At 64.3% G+C, this 16,553-nt stretch carries 14 protein-coding genes and 3 pseudogenes; 13 read left to right on the forward strand and 4 right to left on the reverse strand.

Annotated features, from left to right (window positions below; genetic code table 11):
- Nucleotides 1-361: 361 nt before the first annotated feature.
- Nucleotides 362-547, forward strand: a complete 186-nt coding sequence (locus Q9G87_RS56365) for a hypothetical protein (protein WP_305924944.1) — start codon at nucleotides 362-364, stop codon at nucleotides 545-547.
- A 762-nt stretch (nucleotides 548-1,309) separates the two neighbouring features.
- On the opposite strand, the gene Q9G87_RS56370 is transcribed toward Q9G87_RS56365, so the two are convergent.
- Nucleotides 1,310-1,600 (reverse strand): hypothetical protein, encoded by a 291-nt coding sequence (locus Q9G87_RS56370; RefSeq protein WP_305924945.1) that lies wholly within the window; start codon nucleotides 1,598-1,600, stop codon nucleotides 1,310-1,312.
- Nucleotides 1,601-1,651: 51 nt separating this feature from the next.
- Nucleotides 1,652-2,380, reverse strand: a complete 729-nt coding sequence (locus tag Q9G87_RS56375; protein WP_305924946.1) for a tyrosine-type recombinase/integrase — start codon at nucleotides 2,378-2,380, stop codon at nucleotides 1,652-1,654.
- Nucleotides 2,381-2,787: 407 nt separating this feature from the next.
- On the opposite strand from Q9G87_RS56375, the gene Q9G87_RS56380 reads away from it, so the two are divergent.
- From Q9G87_RS56380 to Q9G87_RS56425, 12 genes and pseudogenes are all read left to right on the forward strand, one after another.
- Entirely contained in the window at nucleotides 2,788-3,084 is a 297-nt protein-coding gene (locus Q9G87_RS56380; RefSeq protein ID WP_305924947.1) for a hypothetical protein, read from the forward strand.
- A 659-nt stretch (nucleotides 3,085-3,743) separates the two neighbouring features.
- A complete protein-coding gene (locus Q9G87_RS56385; protein WP_305924948.1) occupies nucleotides 3,744-5,327 on the forward strand; it encodes a trypsin-like serine peptidase in 1,584 nt (527 codons plus the stop codon).
- A gap of 435 nt (nucleotides 5,328-5,762) precedes the next feature.
- On the forward strand, nucleotides 5,763-7,349 hold the full coding sequence (locus Q9G87_RS56390; protein ID WP_305924949.1) for a trypsin-like serine peptidase: 1,587 nt from the start codon (nucleotides 5,763-5,765) through the stop codon (nucleotides 7,347-7,349).
- 182 nt (nucleotides 7,350-7,531) lie between these two features.
- Nucleotides 7,532-9,112 carry a trypsin-like serine peptidase gene (locus Q9G87_RS56395; RefSeq protein ID WP_305924950.1) on the forward strand — a complete coding sequence of 527 codons (1,581 nt, stop codon included), beginning with the start codon at nucleotides 7,532-7,534 and terminating at the stop codon, nucleotides 9,110-9,112.
- A 271-nt stretch (nucleotides 9,113-9,383) separates the two neighbouring features.
- Nucleotides 9,384-11,032: pseudogene (gene istA / locus Q9G87_RS56400) on the forward strand (IS21 family transposase).
- Entirely contained in the window at nucleotides 11,029-11,670 is a 642-nt protein-coding gene (locus Q9G87_RS56405; RefSeq protein ID WP_305924951.1) for an ATP-binding protein, read from the forward strand. The pseudogene istA and the gene Q9G87_RS56405 overlap by 4 nt, the downstream one beginning before the upstream one ends.
- Nucleotides 11,671-11,722: 52 nt before the next feature.
- On the forward strand, nucleotides 11,723-12,922 hold the full coding sequence (locus Q9G87_RS56410; protein ID WP_305924952.1) for a tyrosine-type recombinase/integrase: 1,200 nt from the start codon (nucleotides 11,723-11,725) through the stop codon (nucleotides 12,920-12,922).
- A complete protein-coding gene (locus Q9G87_RS56415; protein ID WP_305924953.1) occupies nucleotides 12,901-13,854 on the forward strand; it encodes a tyrosine-type recombinase/integrase in 954 nt (317 codons plus the stop codon). Before Q9G87_RS56410 ends, Q9G87_RS56415 begins: the two co-directional genes overlap by 22 nt.
- Nucleotides 13,851-14,840 (forward strand): tyrosine-type recombinase/integrase, encoded by a 990-nt coding sequence (locus Q9G87_RS56420; protein WP_305924954.1) that lies wholly within the window; start codon nucleotides 13,851-13,853, stop codon nucleotides 14,838-14,840. The genes Q9G87_RS56415 and Q9G87_RS56420 overlap by 4 nt, the downstream gene beginning before the upstream one ends.
- A 118-nt stretch (nucleotides 14,841-14,958) precedes the next feature.
- Nucleotides 14,959-15,048 (forward strand): annotated as a pseudogene (locus Q9G87_RS61395) (ATP-binding protein); the annotation flags it as partial.
- Between the two features lie 29 nt (nucleotides 15,049-15,077).
- A pseudogene (locus Q9G87_RS61170) lies at nucleotides 15,078-15,206 on the forward strand (ATP-binding protein); the annotation flags it as partial.
- A gap of 81 nt (nucleotides 15,207-15,287) precedes the next feature.
- Nucleotides 15,288-15,809, forward strand: coding sequence for a hypothetical protein (locus Q9G87_RS56425; RefSeq protein ID WP_305924955.1), 522 nt, complete (start codon nucleotides 15,288-15,290; stop codon nucleotides 15,807-15,809).
- A gap of 111 nt (nucleotides 15,810-15,920) precedes the next feature.
- On the opposite strand, the gene Q9G87_RS56430 is transcribed toward Q9G87_RS56425, so the two are convergent.
- Nucleotides 15,921-16,136 carry a PIN domain-containing protein gene (locus Q9G87_RS56430; RefSeq protein WP_305924956.1) on the reverse strand — a complete coding sequence of 72 codons (216 nt, stop codon included), beginning with the start codon at nucleotides 16,134-16,136 and terminating at the stop codon, nucleotides 15,921-15,923.
- 130 nt (nucleotides 16,137-16,266) lie between these two features.
- Nucleotides 16,267-16,536, reverse strand: coding sequence for a type II toxin-antitoxin system Phd/YefM family antitoxin (locus Q9G87_RS56435; protein ID WP_305924957.1), 270 nt, complete (start codon nucleotides 16,534-16,536; stop codon nucleotides 16,267-16,269).
- Nucleotides 16,537-16,553: the final 17 nt, after the last annotated feature.

Below are 16,553 nucleotides of genomic sequence, written 5' to 3' on the forward strand. Positions count from 1 at the left end.
TCACTCACCAGAAAGGTGCACCTGCTTCTGCAGCGGATATGGCGTCGACACCCAAATCCTTGCAGGTCAGGGGCACCTTTTCTCATGATCTAGAACGCAGCTACCGCCTCGGCTGAATACTTGAGGCCAGCAGCGCCGTTCATCACAACGTTCCGTGGAGCGGTGGCCGGGACTGCACAATACTATGCATCACAAATCGACTATGCAACCAAAAAAGCTACGGGGTAGGCATCGACTAACACTGCTGGAATAACCCGTGGAGCCACGGATGCGAGTTCACGCGGACCAAATAGAAAAAGATAATGGCAGCATAGGGAGGACTCACAGGGAATGAAATACGCATCCTTCACCCTCGGCGGCTTTGCAAACCATCGTCATCGCCATTTCGCTCATCGTGAAGACAAGCGATAATCCGGAAGTAAGCTTATTGGGCGGCATCTTCACTTCCGTAGGAATCGCGATAGGCACGGTAGCGATCGTGCTCTATCAGATTAACCGCCTCATCGAGCGGGATCGGGACCGCCGCGGCGCTGGACCTCGATCATGATCCGTGCAGCGGCCACCGGCTCCGCTACCAGACCTGCGGGAAGTCCTTCTAGGAGCCATCCATCGGAGGGGAACGATGCCTCGGCGTCATCCTCATCGACAGCTACGACGCCTCCGCGCTCAACATCAACGATCAGCATCGCGGCCCCAAGTCATCGTGCCTGCGCCACTAGGGACCGAATTCTCCATATTTATCGATAATGTCGCGATCATAGCTTTTAATGGGCGCGTGCGTCTTAGCGCCTCTTCATGTGCGTCCTCATAAGAGTTGCCGGTCATCGAGATCAACCGGAGGCCGACCTAGTCAGGCTGTGCGCCACGGCCCAGCCGGTGCCGCACGAATTCTCTGAACTAGAAACCACGCGGTCTGCAGAGGGCAAACACGAGAACAGTTCTCAACAAAGCGGCCCACACCGGAGAGGCGCAGACCGCTCGGCTTGACCGTGTAGGATCCGCTGAAATCAGCGACGACTCGAATTCTGGTTCTCCCGAATGACCAGAACAAGGGTGGCCACCGAGGTCGGTAACAGAATGAGCAGCCCTCCATTGAGCAGTAACTGGCCCGGGGCAGTGGAATTGGTGCCAGTGGATATCCAGACGGCGATGGAAGCGACCGTCATGGCCAAGCCGACGATATTGAGTGCTAAGAGCGCAAATTTTAGCTTCCGGTTTTGTCGCACATAAGACTCTCTGCTGATGGACGATGTAGCCGAATGGTATCTCGTTCGCGTAAGCGAAGACGTCAGCGTCCGTTCGGGCATGGTTATGACAGGGCGCCTGGCTGAGCGCCGGGAAGGGAAGCGGCGCGGTCGGCGATGCCGGAGAAGGCGAGCATGCCGAGGTTGATGGTGGTAGCGCGGCGAGCTCGTTTGTCGAGCTGAGCGAGCTTGTCTTCGGCGCCAGCCAGGCTGACGCGAAGTCCTTCGATCTCGCCGAGCCAGCCTTCGCGTTCAGCCTCGGCGATGCGGGCTTCGAGGTTGTCGCGGATCTCGGCGATGCGGTCGCGTTGCTCGGGTGGGCCAGTGGAGTGGGCAGCGTAGGCAACTGTGCTCATGTATGCATGGGGTCCCGAAGGCGCGTCCGCAGGTGCCGGTGGCAACCTTCCTCATCTCGGGCGGATCACGTCCTCCTGGCGCGGCGTGAGGTAGATCTGCGTAGTCATGAGCTGTGCGTGACCGAGGACGAACTGGACATCGGTCAGTGGCAGCATCGGGTCTTCGGCCATCTGGTAGGCCGCGGTGTGACGGAGCGCGTGCAAGGTCGCCGACGTGCCGGCTCGCTCGTTGACGCGCTCGAACATGCGGTGCGCCGCGTGGTAGGTCAGTGGCCGCAGCGGCTGGCGCAGCGTCCACCACAGCGGCTGCCGCCGCCCCTTCGGGATCAGCTCCTGCATCTCCACCTGGTAAAGCCGCAGCCAGACGAACGCGTCGGTCGAGGTGGGCAGTTCCTGAACCAGACGGGTGCCCTTACGGACGACGGAGATCAGCTGCCGTCCGGGATCGGCGCCGCCCTGGGCGGTCGAAAGCAGCTCAGAGGCGCGGGCGCCAGTCGAGACGTAGAAGGCGACCAGCGCCCGGTCCCGATGCGAAGGGAGCCTGGCGAAGACCTCGTCGAACTCCTTGTCAGAGATGCTGCGCGGGATCCGGGTCGGCACTCGCGGCCGATACAACCCCGTCCGCTCGTTCCGGAAAGGCTCCATCGGGTTGTGGTGGGCGTTCGCCCGGTTGCCCCGCCTCGACCAATCCAACGGGAACGGGTTGACGATCGGCCCGCTCCCAGTATCACGATGCAGGTCATAGAACCGGCGCAGCACCGTCTCGCTGTGAGCGCGCACGGACTCCGCGTACGGCTTCCCGCTCGAAGCGGGCGCAGCTGCGCCCGATGATCATCCCGGAGACCGAGGCCCCGCCGGAGGCTGGTCTTGCACCACAGGGTTGTTCCCGCCACAATTCCGAAATGCTGTCGAGAGTGCCCGCATCGTACAAGGTTGTTCTAGGCGTATGTGGGCTGCTGGGAGTGCTATATCTCGCGAGGTGGCTGAGCGGCGCTGACGCGTATGTACGTGGACCGTTCTTCTGGCTCCTTCTAGGGGTCAAGGTGATTGCGATTGTCCTGGCGGTGAGAGCAGCGCTGGAGGGGATTCGACGATCACGGCGGGGCGAGTATCCAGCGCCTATCCCAGGGGAGCCTGTTGATGGTCCTCGGCAACGTCAGCGTCAGGGCGCGGTGGGGGTGGGCTTCGTGACGATTCCGCTTCTCTCCTCCATCGTCTACGAGTTCGCGGCGACCGAGGGCGATGATCCTTATACCGCCGGTCCGCTTGACCTGGCTGCTTACGCCACCACCGGAGTCATGTTCGTGCTGATGATCACGATGGTCATCTGGTCGGCGATCGTGAGTATGCGCGCCATGCGGGTCCCTCCCTGCGGCCCGAGTGGCGGGCGCGGGCGAGAACGGCCCACCGCCTTGATCTCTACAAGACTCCACCAGCGAGCCAAGCATCCGACAACAGTGGCGCAGCGCGTTCGGCGTCGGTGAACCCGAGAGCGTCCCGTCAGGTCGCGACCAGTTGAGAAGCACCGCGGACTCCCCGTTGTACGCGGCCCTCCTTGGTGTGCATGTCAGTGCCGCCCCTCGCAGCCGTTGATCGGGCTGGCGCGGACCTCCACCAGTCCCACTGTCGCGGCCGACATCACAGGCGGGCGCCAGCAGGAACCGCACCTATATATGGAGCGCGCCACATACGCCCGGGCGACAGACACAGCTCGTCTCCGTTCCGGACTCAGCCGAGGCGCTCCCAACACAGCCAAGAACAGGGCATATGACATGAATACGGATATTTCCGGGCGATACCTGAAGATCACCTGTGAAGACCTGGCCATGTTAGACGGAGCAGGACTGAATCTGGTTCCTGTGATCTAAGACACAATCAAGCGACTACTCTATGTAACATCGCTCTAACGGAACTTTCGTCCCATCCGCCACATCCCCTGCATACCCTGCGAAAACATCTCTTTCAGATAACAACACGGAAAGGCCTCTGACAGGTAACGGCACGGTCACACGGGAAACGGCGCCTACCAGATGCCCCAAACCGGGTTCCACCTGCGGAGATCACCACGCTATGTTCCTTGCTATCCCTTTACTGACGCATGGGACGCATGTTGCGACCCACGACAGAGCAAGGAGCAGTTCCCTTGAAGCGCATCCTCATCCCCGCCGGTGGCGCCCTTATGGCCACCGGCCTTCTGGCCGCCGGCCTCGCCGGTACGGCGCAGGCCGACACTGACATCGCCAAGGACCCGATGGCGACGAGTGCGGCCAACGCCAAGGCGATCGTCGACTACTGGGCGGAGAGCAACGGTGCTGCCCTCAAGGCCGCTACCGAGTCCAACGTCTGGGACAAGGCTGACGTCGCCAAGCTGCAGAGCAAGGGCGGTTACAGCTCGGACACCAAGCCGGGTTCGACCGCTCCGATCGGCGAAGAGAAGAAGACCACCGCCAAGGTTCAGAACGTGAACCTGCCGAAGACCATCGGCAAGGTGTTCTTCGTCAACAGCAAGGGCGAGAAGAAGTGGTGCTCCGCCACTTCGATCCAGTCCAAGTACCGCAACCTGGTCGCCACTGCCGGCCACTGCGTGTACGACACCGCCACGAACTCGGACGTCATGTCCAAGTGGGTCTTCGTCCCCGGCTACTACCAGGGCAGGGCTCCTTGGGGCATCTACGTGGGTAAGCAGGCCTTCACCCACTACGACTTCGACGTCTACGAGGACTACGACCGCGACTACGCGTTCGTGACCGTTTACAACGGTGTCTCCATCTCCGCGAGCCGTGTGAACAGCAAGCAGGTCCTCAAGTCGGAGTACGACGCCTACGAGGGCAAGAAGGAAGTCAAGAGCACCGAGCTCAAGGACATCCCTGGCGGCAAGACCGCCGAGCAGCAGTACCTGGAGGGGCTGGACAAGTACGGCCCCAACGGTGGCTTCCGCGCCGAGAACGTGACCACGAAGGAAGCGGCCGGCGGCAACTTCAAGGACTCGGTTGCGACCACGGACGAGGTCGAGGTCACCGAGCTGCAGTGGACCAACGCTCCCAAGCCGAGCGAGGACCCCAAGCAGTGGAAGAACGGTGACCAGGGCGCGACCAAGCTGACCCCGCTCACCGAGGCCGAGTACAAGAAGCTGCTCGACGAGAAGGCCGCTGGCAAGGTCAAGGGCAAGGTCTTCAAGGACGACCGAGGCGACTACTGGCTCAAGCAGTTCTACCTGATCCAGTGGTACAAGGTCACCAAGTCGACCAAGTACTTCCACGACTCCTTCTTCATCTTCACGGGTGGGGACATCACGGTTAAGGACGCTGGCCGCCTGGGCGACAACGTCGGCGGGCAGGGCTTCGCCTGGAACCAGCCCACCGGCAAGTACGTCCGCGTGTTCGGCTACCCGGCCGCGCCGCACCCTGACGGCAACAAGGCCTACACCGGCGTCACGCCGAAGTGGTGCTACGGCAAGACTTCGGGCAAGCTGGTCGGCTCCGCTGCCAAGAAGATCGAGGAGCACGTCGCCCTCAAGTGCGCCATGACCGAGGGCGCCGACGGTGGCCCGTGGCTGTACAAGTACAGCAACGCCAAGCGTCTCGGCTACGTGAACGGTGTCATCAGCACCTTCAACGACCAGGACGGCAACGGCCGCGTGGACTACATCTCCTCGCCGTACTTCGACGGTGAGACCAACATCGTCTACAAGGCCGCCGCGACCGTGTGGTCCGGCAAGGTTGTGTGAAGTTGACGCAGAGCGAACGGCGATGAACCGTTCGTAAACCGTCGCAAGCGAAGGGCTCGGCATCCGCCGAGCCCTTCCGCGTTCAGACCCCGAAAGTGAAGGCGTTTGGACGCATGGCGCGCCCATACGGTGCCATCAATCTAATGTGATCTGCATCACATCACCGAGCGGAGGAGGATCAACGCGACACCTTCGCCCCGCTGGCCACACTGACAACTTCCTTATGTTGATCAGGGCAAACGGCCACACGGAGAGCTTCTCTCAACTCCTGCGCATCAGCCACTTAAACATCACAGAACGATCACGCCCGGCTTGTCGCATCTTTTCCTCTCAAAGCGACTACCCGAGTTCAAGATCGGCACTGTATGTTCCTGGCTATCCCTTTACTGACGCATGGGACGCAAGAGGCGTTCCACGACAGCGCAAGGAGTTACCTTGAAGCGCATCCTCCTCCCCGCCGGTGGCGCCATTCTGGCCACCGGTCTGCTGGCTGCTGGTCTGGCCGGCACGGCTTCCGCGTCCGGCGAGATCATCGACACTCCGCTGACGCCGAACGACAAGGTCTCCCAGACCGTCGACTTCTGGTTCAAGGCGAACGGCGCTGCCCTGCGGGCCGCGTCGTACTACCGCTTCGACTACAAGGAAGTCGACAAGCTCAAGACCGCGGGTGGCTATACCGCGGACACCAAGCCGGGCTCCACCGCCCCCATTGGTGAAGAGAAGAAGACCACCGCCAAGGTTCAGAACGTGAACCTGCCGAAGACCATCGGCAAGGTGTTCTTCGAGGGCGTCGACGGCAAGCTGTACTGGTGCTCCGCCACCTCCATCCAGGCGAAGTACCGCAACCTGGTTGCCACCGCCGGTCACTGCGTCTTCCAGACGAAGCAGAACGGCGCGGTCCTCGACAAGTGGGTCTTCGTCCCCGGTTACTACCAGGGCAGGGCTCCTTGGGGCATCTACGTGGGCAAGCAGGCCTTCGCCCACTACGACTTCGCCAACTACGAGGACTACGACCGCGACTACGCGTTCGTCACGGTCTACAACGGCATCAACCTCAACTTCAGCAAGGTTGAGGGCAAGCAGGTCCTCAAGTCGGAGTACGACGCCTACGAGGGCAAGAAGGAAGTCAAGAGCACCGAGCTCAAGGACATCCCCGGTGGCAAGACCGCCGAGCAGCAGTACAAGGAGGGGCTGGACAAGTACGGCCCCAACGGCGGCTTCCGCGCCGAGGACGTGACCTCGAAGGAGCCGGCTGGCGGCAACTTCGAGGACTCCGTTCCCACCGTGGACGAGGTCGAGGTCACCGAGCTGCAGTGGACCAACGCTCCTGCGGTGGTCGACCCCAAGGACGCCACGACGTGGAAGAACGGTGACAAGGGTGCCACCAACGACACCCCGCTCACCGAGGCCGAGTACAAGAAGCTGCTCGACGAGAAGGCCGCCGGCAAGGTCAAGGGCAAGGTCTTCAAGGACGACATGGGCGACTACTGGCTCCGCCAGTACTACGTGATCCAGTGGTACAAGGTCTCCAAGTCGACCAAGTACTTCCACGACTCGTTCTTCATCTACACGGGTGGGGACCTGACCGTCAAGGACGCTGGTCGCCTCGGCGACAACGTCGGCGGCCAGGGCTTCGCGTGGAACCAGCCGACCGGCAAGTACGTCCGTACCTTCGGGTACCCGGGTGGCGAGCACCCCGACGGCAGCAAGCCCTTCACGGGTGTCACGCCGAAGTGGTGCTACGGCAAGACGTCGTCCAAGGTCAACGTCTACGCGCCTCTCAAGGCTGAGGAGCTCGTTGCCCTGAAGTGCGCCGTCACCCCGGGCTACAACGGCTCGCCGTGGCTGCTCAAGTACAGCAACGCCAAGCGTCTTGGCTACGTCAACGGTGTCACCACCGCTGTGTTCGGCGACAGCGACAAGAACAACCGCAACGACACCATCTACTCGTCGTACTTCGACGGCGAGACGGCCATGGTGTACAACGCTGCCGCCAACCTGTGGTCCGGCAAGATGTCCTAATTCTGGGACATCCCTGGAGCTGGGGGTCCAAACCTCAGACCAACCGCTTTACCCGAAGGGCTCGGCTTCTGCCGGGCCCTTCGGCCTGTTTGGTGAGAAATCTGAGAAGAACCCTTACCAGAGTGACTAATGGGTCGATAGGGTCTTTACATCTTTCTTGACAACTGCCCGTGGAGCCTCCCTTGAAGCGCCTGCTCATCCCCCTCGCCGTCGCCGGCTTGAGCGCCGCCATCCTTGTCCAACCCGCCAGCGCCGACCCCAACTGGGCCTCTGACAGCCTCATGCCCAAGCCCGCAGACGCATATGGCGTCGCCAATTTCTGGCTCGACGCCAACGGCGCGGCTCTGCGTAAGGCGACCCAATACCACTGGGACGCCAAAAACGTGTCCAAGCTGGTCGCCACCCAAAGCCAGGGAGCCCCTGACGGCAAGCCAGGCTTGACCACCCCGACAGGGTCCACCGCCAAGCCGATCGCCAGCAAGAACGTCAACCTCCCCAAGACCATCGGCAAGGTCTTCTTCATCGACCGGGCCGGCCGCTACCGCTGGTGCTCGGCCACGTCGATCCAGTCCCGCCACCGCAACCTGGTCGCCACCGCCGGCCACTGCGTGTACGAGAGCGGCAAGGACGTCTACAGCAAGTGGATCTTCGTGCCGGGTTACTACAAGGGCAGGGCTCCCTGGGGCGTCTACGTCGGCGCGTACGCCTTCACCGCCTACGACCTCGACACCTACGACGACTACGACGGCGACTTCGCCTTCGTTGCCGTCCACAACGGCTTCTCCCTCGTCGATAAGGTGGCCGAGAAGCAGGTCCTGAAGTCGGAGTTCGACAGCTTCGAGGGCAAGAAGGACGTCAAGTCCACAGAACTGAAGGACATCCCTGGCGGCAAGACCGCTGAGCAGCAGTACAAGGAGGGGCTGGACAAGTACGGCCCCAACGGCGGCTTCCGCGCCGAGGACGTGACCTCCAAGGAACCGGCCGGCGGCAACTTCGTGGACTCAGTTCCGACGACGGATGAGGTCGAGGTCACTGAGTTGCAGTGGAGCAACGCTCCCAAGGCGAACGAGGACCCGAAGCTGTGGAAGAACGGTGACCAGGGCGCGACCAAGCTGACCCCGCTCACCGAGGCCGAGTACAAGAAGCTGCTCGACGAGAAGGCCATCGGCAAGGTCAAGGGCAAGGTCCTCAAGGACGACCGAGGCGACTACTGGCTCAAGCAGTTCTACCTGATCCAGTGGTACAAGGTCACCAAGTCGACCAAGTACTTCCACGACTCCTTCTTCATCTACCCCGGCGCTGGCAAGGCCAAGGACATGGGCCGTCTTGGCGACAACGTCGGCGGGCAGGGACTGGCGTGGAACCAGCCGAGGGGCCAGCGAGTGATGGCCTTCGGCTACCCGGCCGACCCACACCCCGACGGCGACAAGCCGTACAGCGGTCTGACCCCCAAGTGGTGCGCGGGCAAGACCGCCCAGAAGTTGTACCAGGCCAACACGTTCAAGGTCGAAGAGCACCAGGTGCTCAAGTGCTCCATGACCGGCGGCGCCGACGGCGGCCCCTGGCTGCTGAAGTACGACAATAACAAGCGCACGGGCTACGTCAACGGCATCACGAGCATGTTCCACGACCAGGACGGCAACGACCGGGTGGACTTCATCAGCTCCACCTACTTCAACGGCGAAGTGGCCGATGTCTACAACAAGGCCAACTACGCGGAGACAAAGGGGATCGTCGGTCCTAAGGGCGAGCTGCTTCAGTAGTCAGCTCACAAATCCTCGGGACGCAGCACGTTGAGCCTGCTGACCTCTTGAAGCCGGGCGAGGCCCCGGTCGTTGGTCAGCAGGCTCGCGCCGTGTTCCAGCGCCGAAGCCGCAATGTGGGTCTACACGTGAGTTCTGGTGCCGGTTGCGCGTGAGTTTGGGTGCCATTGTGTAGCCGGATGGTGACGGTTCAGCGAGTTTTGGTGCCACTCGGGCGTGGCGGTGGGACGCTCGATGCGCTTGGCGTCGCAAGGGGGCGCTGATGGCGCGCATGACCAAGGTGGAGAAGTACGCGGCGATCAGGCGGGACTCCCGGATGGAGGGCTTGTCGCAGCGGGCCTTGGCGCGCAAGTACGCGGTTTCCCGCCGAACGGTGGCGGAGGCGTTGACATCCGCATGGCCGACACCGCGCAAGGCGATGACGCCGCGAAGGTCGCGGCTGGATCCGTTCAAGCCGGTGATCGACCAGATGCTGTGGCTGGACCTGAGCGCGCCCCGCAAGCAGCGGCACACGGTCCGGCGGATCTTCGACCGGTTGGTGGCCGAGCAGGATATGGAGGGGATCTCCTATTCGACGGTGTGCAACTACGTCGCGGTGCGTCGCCCGCAGATTCGGGCCGAGGCCGGGCACGGACCGCCGGAGGTACCCATCGATCAGATCCACAAGCCTGGCGAAGAGGCCGAGGTCGACTTCGGGGAGGTGTGGGTTGATCTGTCCGGGCGCAGGACCAAGTGCTACATGTTCGTGTTCCGGCTGTCGTACTCGGGCAAGGCCGTGCATCACGTGACCCTGTCGTGTGGCCAGGAAGCCTTCTTCGAGGGGCATGTGCACGCGTTCACGGTGCTGGGCGGGATCCCGACCGGCAAGGTCCGCTACGACAACCTGACCTCGGCGGTGGCCAGGTTCTCGGCTTCACCCGCGCCCGGGTGGAGAACGAGCGGTGGGTGGCCTTCAGGTCACACATGAGCCCGGAGACTTTCTATTGCCGCCCTGGCCTGGCGGGCGCCCATGAGAAGGGCGGGGTAGAGGGCGAGGTCGGACGGTTCCGCCGCAATCGCCTGGTCCCCGTCCCGCAGGTCGCTTCGATCGCGGAGCTGAACGCGTCCATCGACCGGTGGGACGAGCAGGACGACCTGCGCAGGATCGGCTCCCGCGCCCACACCGTCGGCGAGTACTTCGCCATCGAACGGCCGCTGCTGCAGCCGTTGCCGGCCGAGCCGTTCGAGACCGGCCGTGTCTTCCATCCCCGGGTGGACCGCAGGTCGCAGATCTGCGTGCGCACCAACCGCTACTCGGTGCCGGTCCGGCTGATCGGCCGCCAAGTTCGTGTGCTGCTGCACTCCAACGAGCTCATCGTGTTCACCGACAAGATCGAGGTGGCCCGCCACGAGCGGCTGATCGCCAAGAACGGCTCCCGGCTGGAGCTGGACCACTATCTGGAGGTGCTGGTCCGCAAGCCCGGCGCCTTACCCGGGGCGACCGCTCTGGAGTAGGCCCGTCAGGCTGGCCGGTTCACCCCGGTGCACGACGCCTGGTGGTCTGCGGTCCGCAAAGCGCATGGGGACGCCCACGGCACCCGGGCGCTGATCGAGGTGCTGATGCTGCACCGCAGCATGGCCCACGAACACGTGGTCGCCGGGATCGCCGCCGCGCTCCAGGTCGGCGCGTTGACCAGCGATGTGGTGGCGGTCGAGGCGCGCAAGGCCGCCCAAGCAGCCCCGCAACCCACCGCGGCTACCCGGACTGACGCGCTGCCCGTCGGCCATCCAGCCGCGCTGCCCGCCGACATCGTGTCGCTGACCGAGCACCGCCTGGCCTCGCTCCCGGTTGATAGGCGCCCACCGCCGTCGTTGGCTGCCTATGACCAACTGCTGCCTCGCCGCCGCTGCGCCAACCAGGGAGATGGAGATACCTCATGAGTACGCAACAGCAGCTCACTCATCAGCGGGGTCTGACCGAGCCGGCCGCCGAGGCCGCCGTCGACCAGGCGTGCCGGATGCTGCGGCTGCCCACTATCCGCGGCCAGTTCGTCGCCACCGCCGACGCCGCCGAACGCGAGCAGCTCACCTATCGCGGGTTCCTGGCCGAGCTGCTGATGGCCGAGTGCGAGGATCGGCAGCGCCGACGCTCGGAGCGGCGCATCAAGGCGGCTGCCTTCCCCTGCGCGAAATGGCTGTCCGACTTCGATTTCTCCGCCAATCCCAACGTCCCTTCTGCCCTGATCCACACCTTGGCCAAGTGCGAGTGGGTCCGCAACGGCCAGCCGCTCTGCCTGATCGGCGACTCCGGGACCGGCAAGTCACACCTGCTCATCGCGCTCGGCACCGAAGCCGCGATGGCCGAATACCGGGTCAAATACGTGCTGGCCGCCAAGCTCGTCAACGAGCTGGTCGAAGCGGCCGACGAGCTGATCCTCAACAAGACCATCGCCCGCTATGGCCGTTTCGATCTTTTGTGCATCGACCTATGCCGAGACCGCGACTATGCCGAGGCGGCCCTGCGGAAGCCTGTTGAGCAGGACGTCCACCGCCTGAGACTCGGCATAGCCGCCTATTGAGCGGAGGCTCGTTCGTGGGAGCAATTTGGCTCTCCCGAAGGAGGCGAGTGCGATGGCGGGCACGAGGAGGAAGCCCGGCCTGCTAGGGCCGCAGGTCGAGGGCTACCGAGTATGGCTGGAGCAGCGTGGTTACACGGCGGAGACAATCCGGAACATGCTCACGGACCTGGGCCGGGTCGGGCGTTGGCTGGAAGATACGGGCCTGACGGTCGGCCAGCTCGACGAGGAGTGGATGGCGCAGTTCCGTTCCGCACGACATGAGGCCGGCCAGCGGAGAATCCCGGGACCGCGAGCGATGGCGCCGCTGCTGACCTATCTACGCGAAATCGGGATCACCACGGCGGAGCAGCCACCGGCCACGCCGCTGGAGACGCTGCTGCAGCAGTATCGCGCCTGGATGATCCGGGACCGAGGGCTGGCCGCGGCCACGGTGCTGCGCTACTCGAACACCGCCCGCCGCTTCCTGGGAGAACAGGCGACGATCGGAGACGCCTTCACCCCCGCGGCGCTGACGGGCACCGACGTCAACGCCTTCCTGTTACGGGAGTGCGATCGCGTCTCGGCAGGGTCGGCCAAGGGGCGCGTGGCGGAGCTGCGCTCCCTGCTGCGCTTCCTCTATCTGCAGGGCATCACCGCCTCGCGGCTGGGGAGCGCGGTGCCTGCGATCGGCGGGTGGCGCTTGGCGAGCGTGCCGCCCACCATGACGGCGGCTGACGTCCAGAGCATCCTGGACGGCTGTGACAGGAGCACTCCCGTCGGCATCCGCGACTACGCGATCATGATCCTGGTCGCCCGGCTCGGCCTGCGCTCCATCGAGGTGACCCGACTGGAGTTACACGATGTCGACTGGCGCGCCGGAGAACTCATCATCCGCGGGAAGGCCGGGCGCCAGGACCGGCTCCCGTTACCGGTGGAGGTGGGCGAGGCGCTGGTCGCCTACCTGTCGAGCGGACGCATCCCCCAAGGAGAGCGGCGGCTGTTCTTGACCTGCCGTGCTCCCCGTCGGCCGATCCGCGCGGATCTGGTAGGGGATGTGGTGGAGCGGGCCTGCCACAGAGTCAGCCTGCCAGCGGTGGGACCGCACCGGCTCCGCCACGCCGTGGCCGGTGAACTTCTGCGCCGAGGCGCCGGGTTGAGCGCGATCAGCCAGATTCTGCGCCATCAGGACCTGGCCACCACCGCCCTCTACGCCAAGGTCGACCTCGCCTCGCTGCGCCAGGTCGCCCAGCCATGGCCGGCGGGCATCCGATGACCGCGCTGCAGCAGGCCCTCGCCGACTACCTGCGCCTGCGTCGTTCGCTCGGGCACGAGATGGCCGAAGCAGCCTGGCTGCTACCCGGGTTCGTCGCCTACCTCGACAGCCAGAACGCCCAGACCGTCACGATCCGCGCAGCGCTGGCCTGGGCGCAGCAGGCCGGCGACGGCGGCCGGATGACCACGATCGGGCCACGACGAATGACCGCCGCCCGGGGCTTTGCCCGCTACCTGGCCGGCATCGACCCCGCCACGGAGGTGCCACCGCTGGGCCTGCTGCCGCACCGGCAGCGCTGGCGCCCCCCGTTCGTCTACTCACCCGGCGACATCGCGAAGGTGATGGGTCAGGCCCGCGACTCGCTCCGGCCTGCGCTGCGGGCGGCGACCTACGAGACCTTGCTCGGGCTGCTGGCCGCCAGCGGGCTTCGGATCGGCGAGGCCATCAAGCTCGACCGCGCCGACATCGACTGGCACGAGGGCATCCTGCTCATCCGCGAGTCCAAGTTCGGCAAGTCCCGCCTGGTTCCCCTGCATCCCAGCACCATGCAGGCTCTCGGCCGCTACTCCCAGGTACGCGACGACCTCCAGCCCCGGCCCATCGATCCGAGCTTCTTCATCTCCGGCACCCGCAAGCGCTTGATCTATGCCGTGGCTTCCGAGACCTTCCGGCACCTCATCACCGAGGCCAGGGTCGGCGCCGACGCTCCCTGGCCTCCCCGACTGCACGACCTGCGCCACACTTTCGCGGTCCGCACCCTGCTCGGCTGGTATCGCACGCAAGAGGACGTCCAAGCCAAGATCCCAGCCCTGTCGACCTATCTGGGACACCGCGAACCGCGCTCCACCTACTGGTATCTGTCGGCCGCCCCCGAACTGCTCGCCCTCGCGGCCGCCCGTCAAGAAGCAGCTCACCGGGAGGCTCGGCCATGACACTGACCGCCGCAACCCTGCAAGCATTCTTCACCGACAGGCTTGTCAAGCAGAGGCAGGCCAGCCCGCGCACCGTCGCCGCCTACCGCGACGCCCTGCGCCTGCTGATGGTCTTCGCCCAGGAGCAGACCGGCAAGACGCCCTCCCAACTCGACTGGGACGACCTCGACGCCACCATGATCTCCGCGTTCCTGAACCACCTCGAAGCCGAGCGGCACAACAGCATCCGGACCCGGAACGTCCGGCTGACCGCGATCCGCTCGCTGTTCTCCTTCGCAGCCCTGCACCACCCCGAGCATGCCCTGCTCATTCAACGTGTCCTGGCCATCCCGCCCAAACGGTTCGACAAGCGACTCGTGACCTTCCTGACCCCACCGGAGACCGACGCGCTCCTGGCGGCGCCGGATCCGTCCCGTTGGGAAGGACGGCGCGACCGCGTCCTGATGCTCCTGGCCATCCAGACCGGCCTGCGCGTCTCCGAACTCACCGGCCTCAACTGCGGCGACGTCACCCTCGGCACCGGCGCGAACGTCCGCTGCGAAGGCAAAGGACGCAAACACCGCGCCGTCCCACTCACCGGCCCCGTCCGGGACCTCCTACGGACCTGGCTCACCGAACGAGACGGACGCCCCAGCGATCCGCTCTTCCCCACTCGCGCGGGACGACGACTCAGCCGAGATGCCATCGCACTGCGCATCAGCACCCACGCCGCAACGGCCGCATCACACTGCCCGTCGCTGCAGCGCAAACGGCTCCATCCGCATGTCCTGCGCCACACCTGCGCCATGTCGTTGCTCCAAGCGGGCGTCGACACCTCCGTGATCGCCCTCTGGCTCGGCCACGCCGGCGTCCGCTCCACCGACGCCTACCTGCACGCCGACATGAGCATCAAGGAAAAGGCCCTCGCGCTCACCACACCCCAGGAGGCGCCGCCAGGCCGTTACCACCCCACCGACCAGGTCCTCACGTTCCTCGAAAGCCTGTGACTATGCCGAGTCCCAGACGGCAGACGCCCTGCTCAACAGGCTTCCGCAGGGCCGTCCTCGGCATAGTCGCGGTCTCGGCATAGATCGATCTATGCGGATATCCGCATAGATCGACGAACTGGGCTACCTCGAGCTCGACAAACGCGGCGCCGACCTGCTCTTCCAGGTCCTGACCGACAGGGAGGAGACCGCGAGCGTCGCGATCGCCTCCAACGAGCCCCAGATGGGTGGACCAAAACGTTCACCGATCCGCGCCTGTGCGCCGCCATCGTCGACCGGCTCACCTACAACGCCACCATCATCGAAACCGGCACCGACTCCTACCGGCTGGCGCACTCTCGCGCTCAACAAGGCATCCCAGCCTGAGCTGGTTCATCACCCGCACTCCGAAGACCTGCGCTCGGTCATGCCGAAGTAGGTTCAGGCCTGCGTCTACGGTTAGTGATCGTGCAACAGGCGCTCAACTTCCGTGATCAGGTTTTCATCAACTTCCGTCACTATCCGTTCAACGACCAGAGCGCTCACGGCTACCGGTGGATCGATCTCAAGCGATTCGAGCTGCTCTCGCCCTCTTGTGACGACACGTTGCTCCTGGACGCCTTGATCAAGCATGACCAGTTTCGAGATGACTACGCCGGTGGCGGCGTCGACCCGTTGGGCACTCGACACGGTCCCTACTGGCTGAGCAATATCACCACCGACGCCTACGAACCGGTGGACGAAACGACCGCGATCGATGTCCTGAGAAGCTGGGCCAGCCAGTATGGAGGTCTGCCCAAACAGTTGGAAGAGGTCTTGAACCACGAGGTCTATGCGCTCATCCGGGCGGCCACGAGCCGATATCGCCTCAAAGGGCTTGGCCGGTCTGAGTTCCACGACTGGGGTGGCGTCCACACCGAATTCCATGAACTCATCGTCGTGGACCGGGCTAGCAGAAACCTGACTCTGATCATCGCAGCTGACGACTGACAGCACCACAGTCGAGAACCCACTGACGCAAGCGCCACCTGCCGGCAGCGGGAATGGTACCAAAACTCGTTCGCCGACAGCCCCCCGAAGATCGTCAACTGGCACCGAAACTCATGCGAACTTGGCGCTCGAACTCATTCGCCAAACCACCGCAATGAGCATGTCCGTACGCTGCCTCTCCTTGCCCTTGGCCCGTGCGGACGCGTTGAGCATGGAGTAGGCGACGGCCGTGCGTGGCGTGAACCCGAGGACGAAGAGCCGGCTGATCAGGGCCGCGAGGTTATCGGCCCGGCGCTTGCGCTGGACACGGTCCTGTGCCTTGGCCACCCCGGTTGTGAGCTCCCGAGGGTGATGACCGAAATCCCGGGCGTGTAGCCCAAAAGCCTGCGCGGGTCGAAGGTGCCGCGCTCGATGTCCGCCACGACGCGGGTGTCGAGCACGATGGCTCGATTGCCTGTCACCGCTCTTGGACGACTTCGTCGATGTCGGCGGCGAACTCTTCGTCCGGCCCGAACTCCTCGAGCCATTGCAGGAGGAGGTGTCCGGTCGGCGCATCCGGAATCACCGGTCTCGGGACAGGCGTCAGCACGGCAACGGGACGCCCACCGCGCGTGATGGTGATCTGCTCGCCCGTTTCCACACGGTCGATCAACCGAGACAGACTTTTGCCGGCTTCCGCGATTTCCACCGTCGCGGAGGGAACCGGCTCTGCTGGAAGTGGGCTCATGACCTCAGCATGCGCCG

This window comes from Nonomuraea turcica, assembly GCF_030718205.1.
Classification (GTDB): domain Bacteria; phylum Actinomycetota; class Actinomycetes; order Streptosporangiales; family Streptosporangiaceae; genus Nonomuraea.

Excerpts from the sequence above, each read along its gene's own strand:
- Q9G87_RS56370 (WP_305924945.1), bottom strand. The coding sequence starts at position 1,600 with ATGAGCACAGTTGCCTACGCTGCCCACTCCACTGGCCCACCCGAGCAA.
- Q9G87_RS56405 (WP_305924951.1), top strand. The coding sequence starts at position 11,029 with ATGAGTACGCAACAGCAGCTCACTCATCAGCGGGGTCTGACCGAGCCG.
- Q9G87_RS56410 (WP_305924952.1), top strand. The coding sequence starts at position 11,723 with ATGGCGGGCACGAGGAGGAAGCCCGGCCTGCTAGGGCCGCAGGTCGAG.
- Q9G87_RS56415 (WP_305924953.1), top strand. The coding sequence starts at position 12,901 with ATGGCCGGCGGGCATCCGATGACCGCGCTGCAGCAGGCCCTCGCCGAC.
- Q9G87_RS56420 (WP_305924954.1), top strand. The coding sequence starts at position 13,851 with ATGACACTGACCGCCGCAACCCTGCAAGCATTCTTCACCGACAGGCTT.
- Q9G87_RS56435 (WP_305924957.1), bottom strand. The coding sequence starts at position 16,536 with ATGAGCCCACTTCCAGCAGAGCCGGTTCCCTCCGCGACGGTGGAAATC.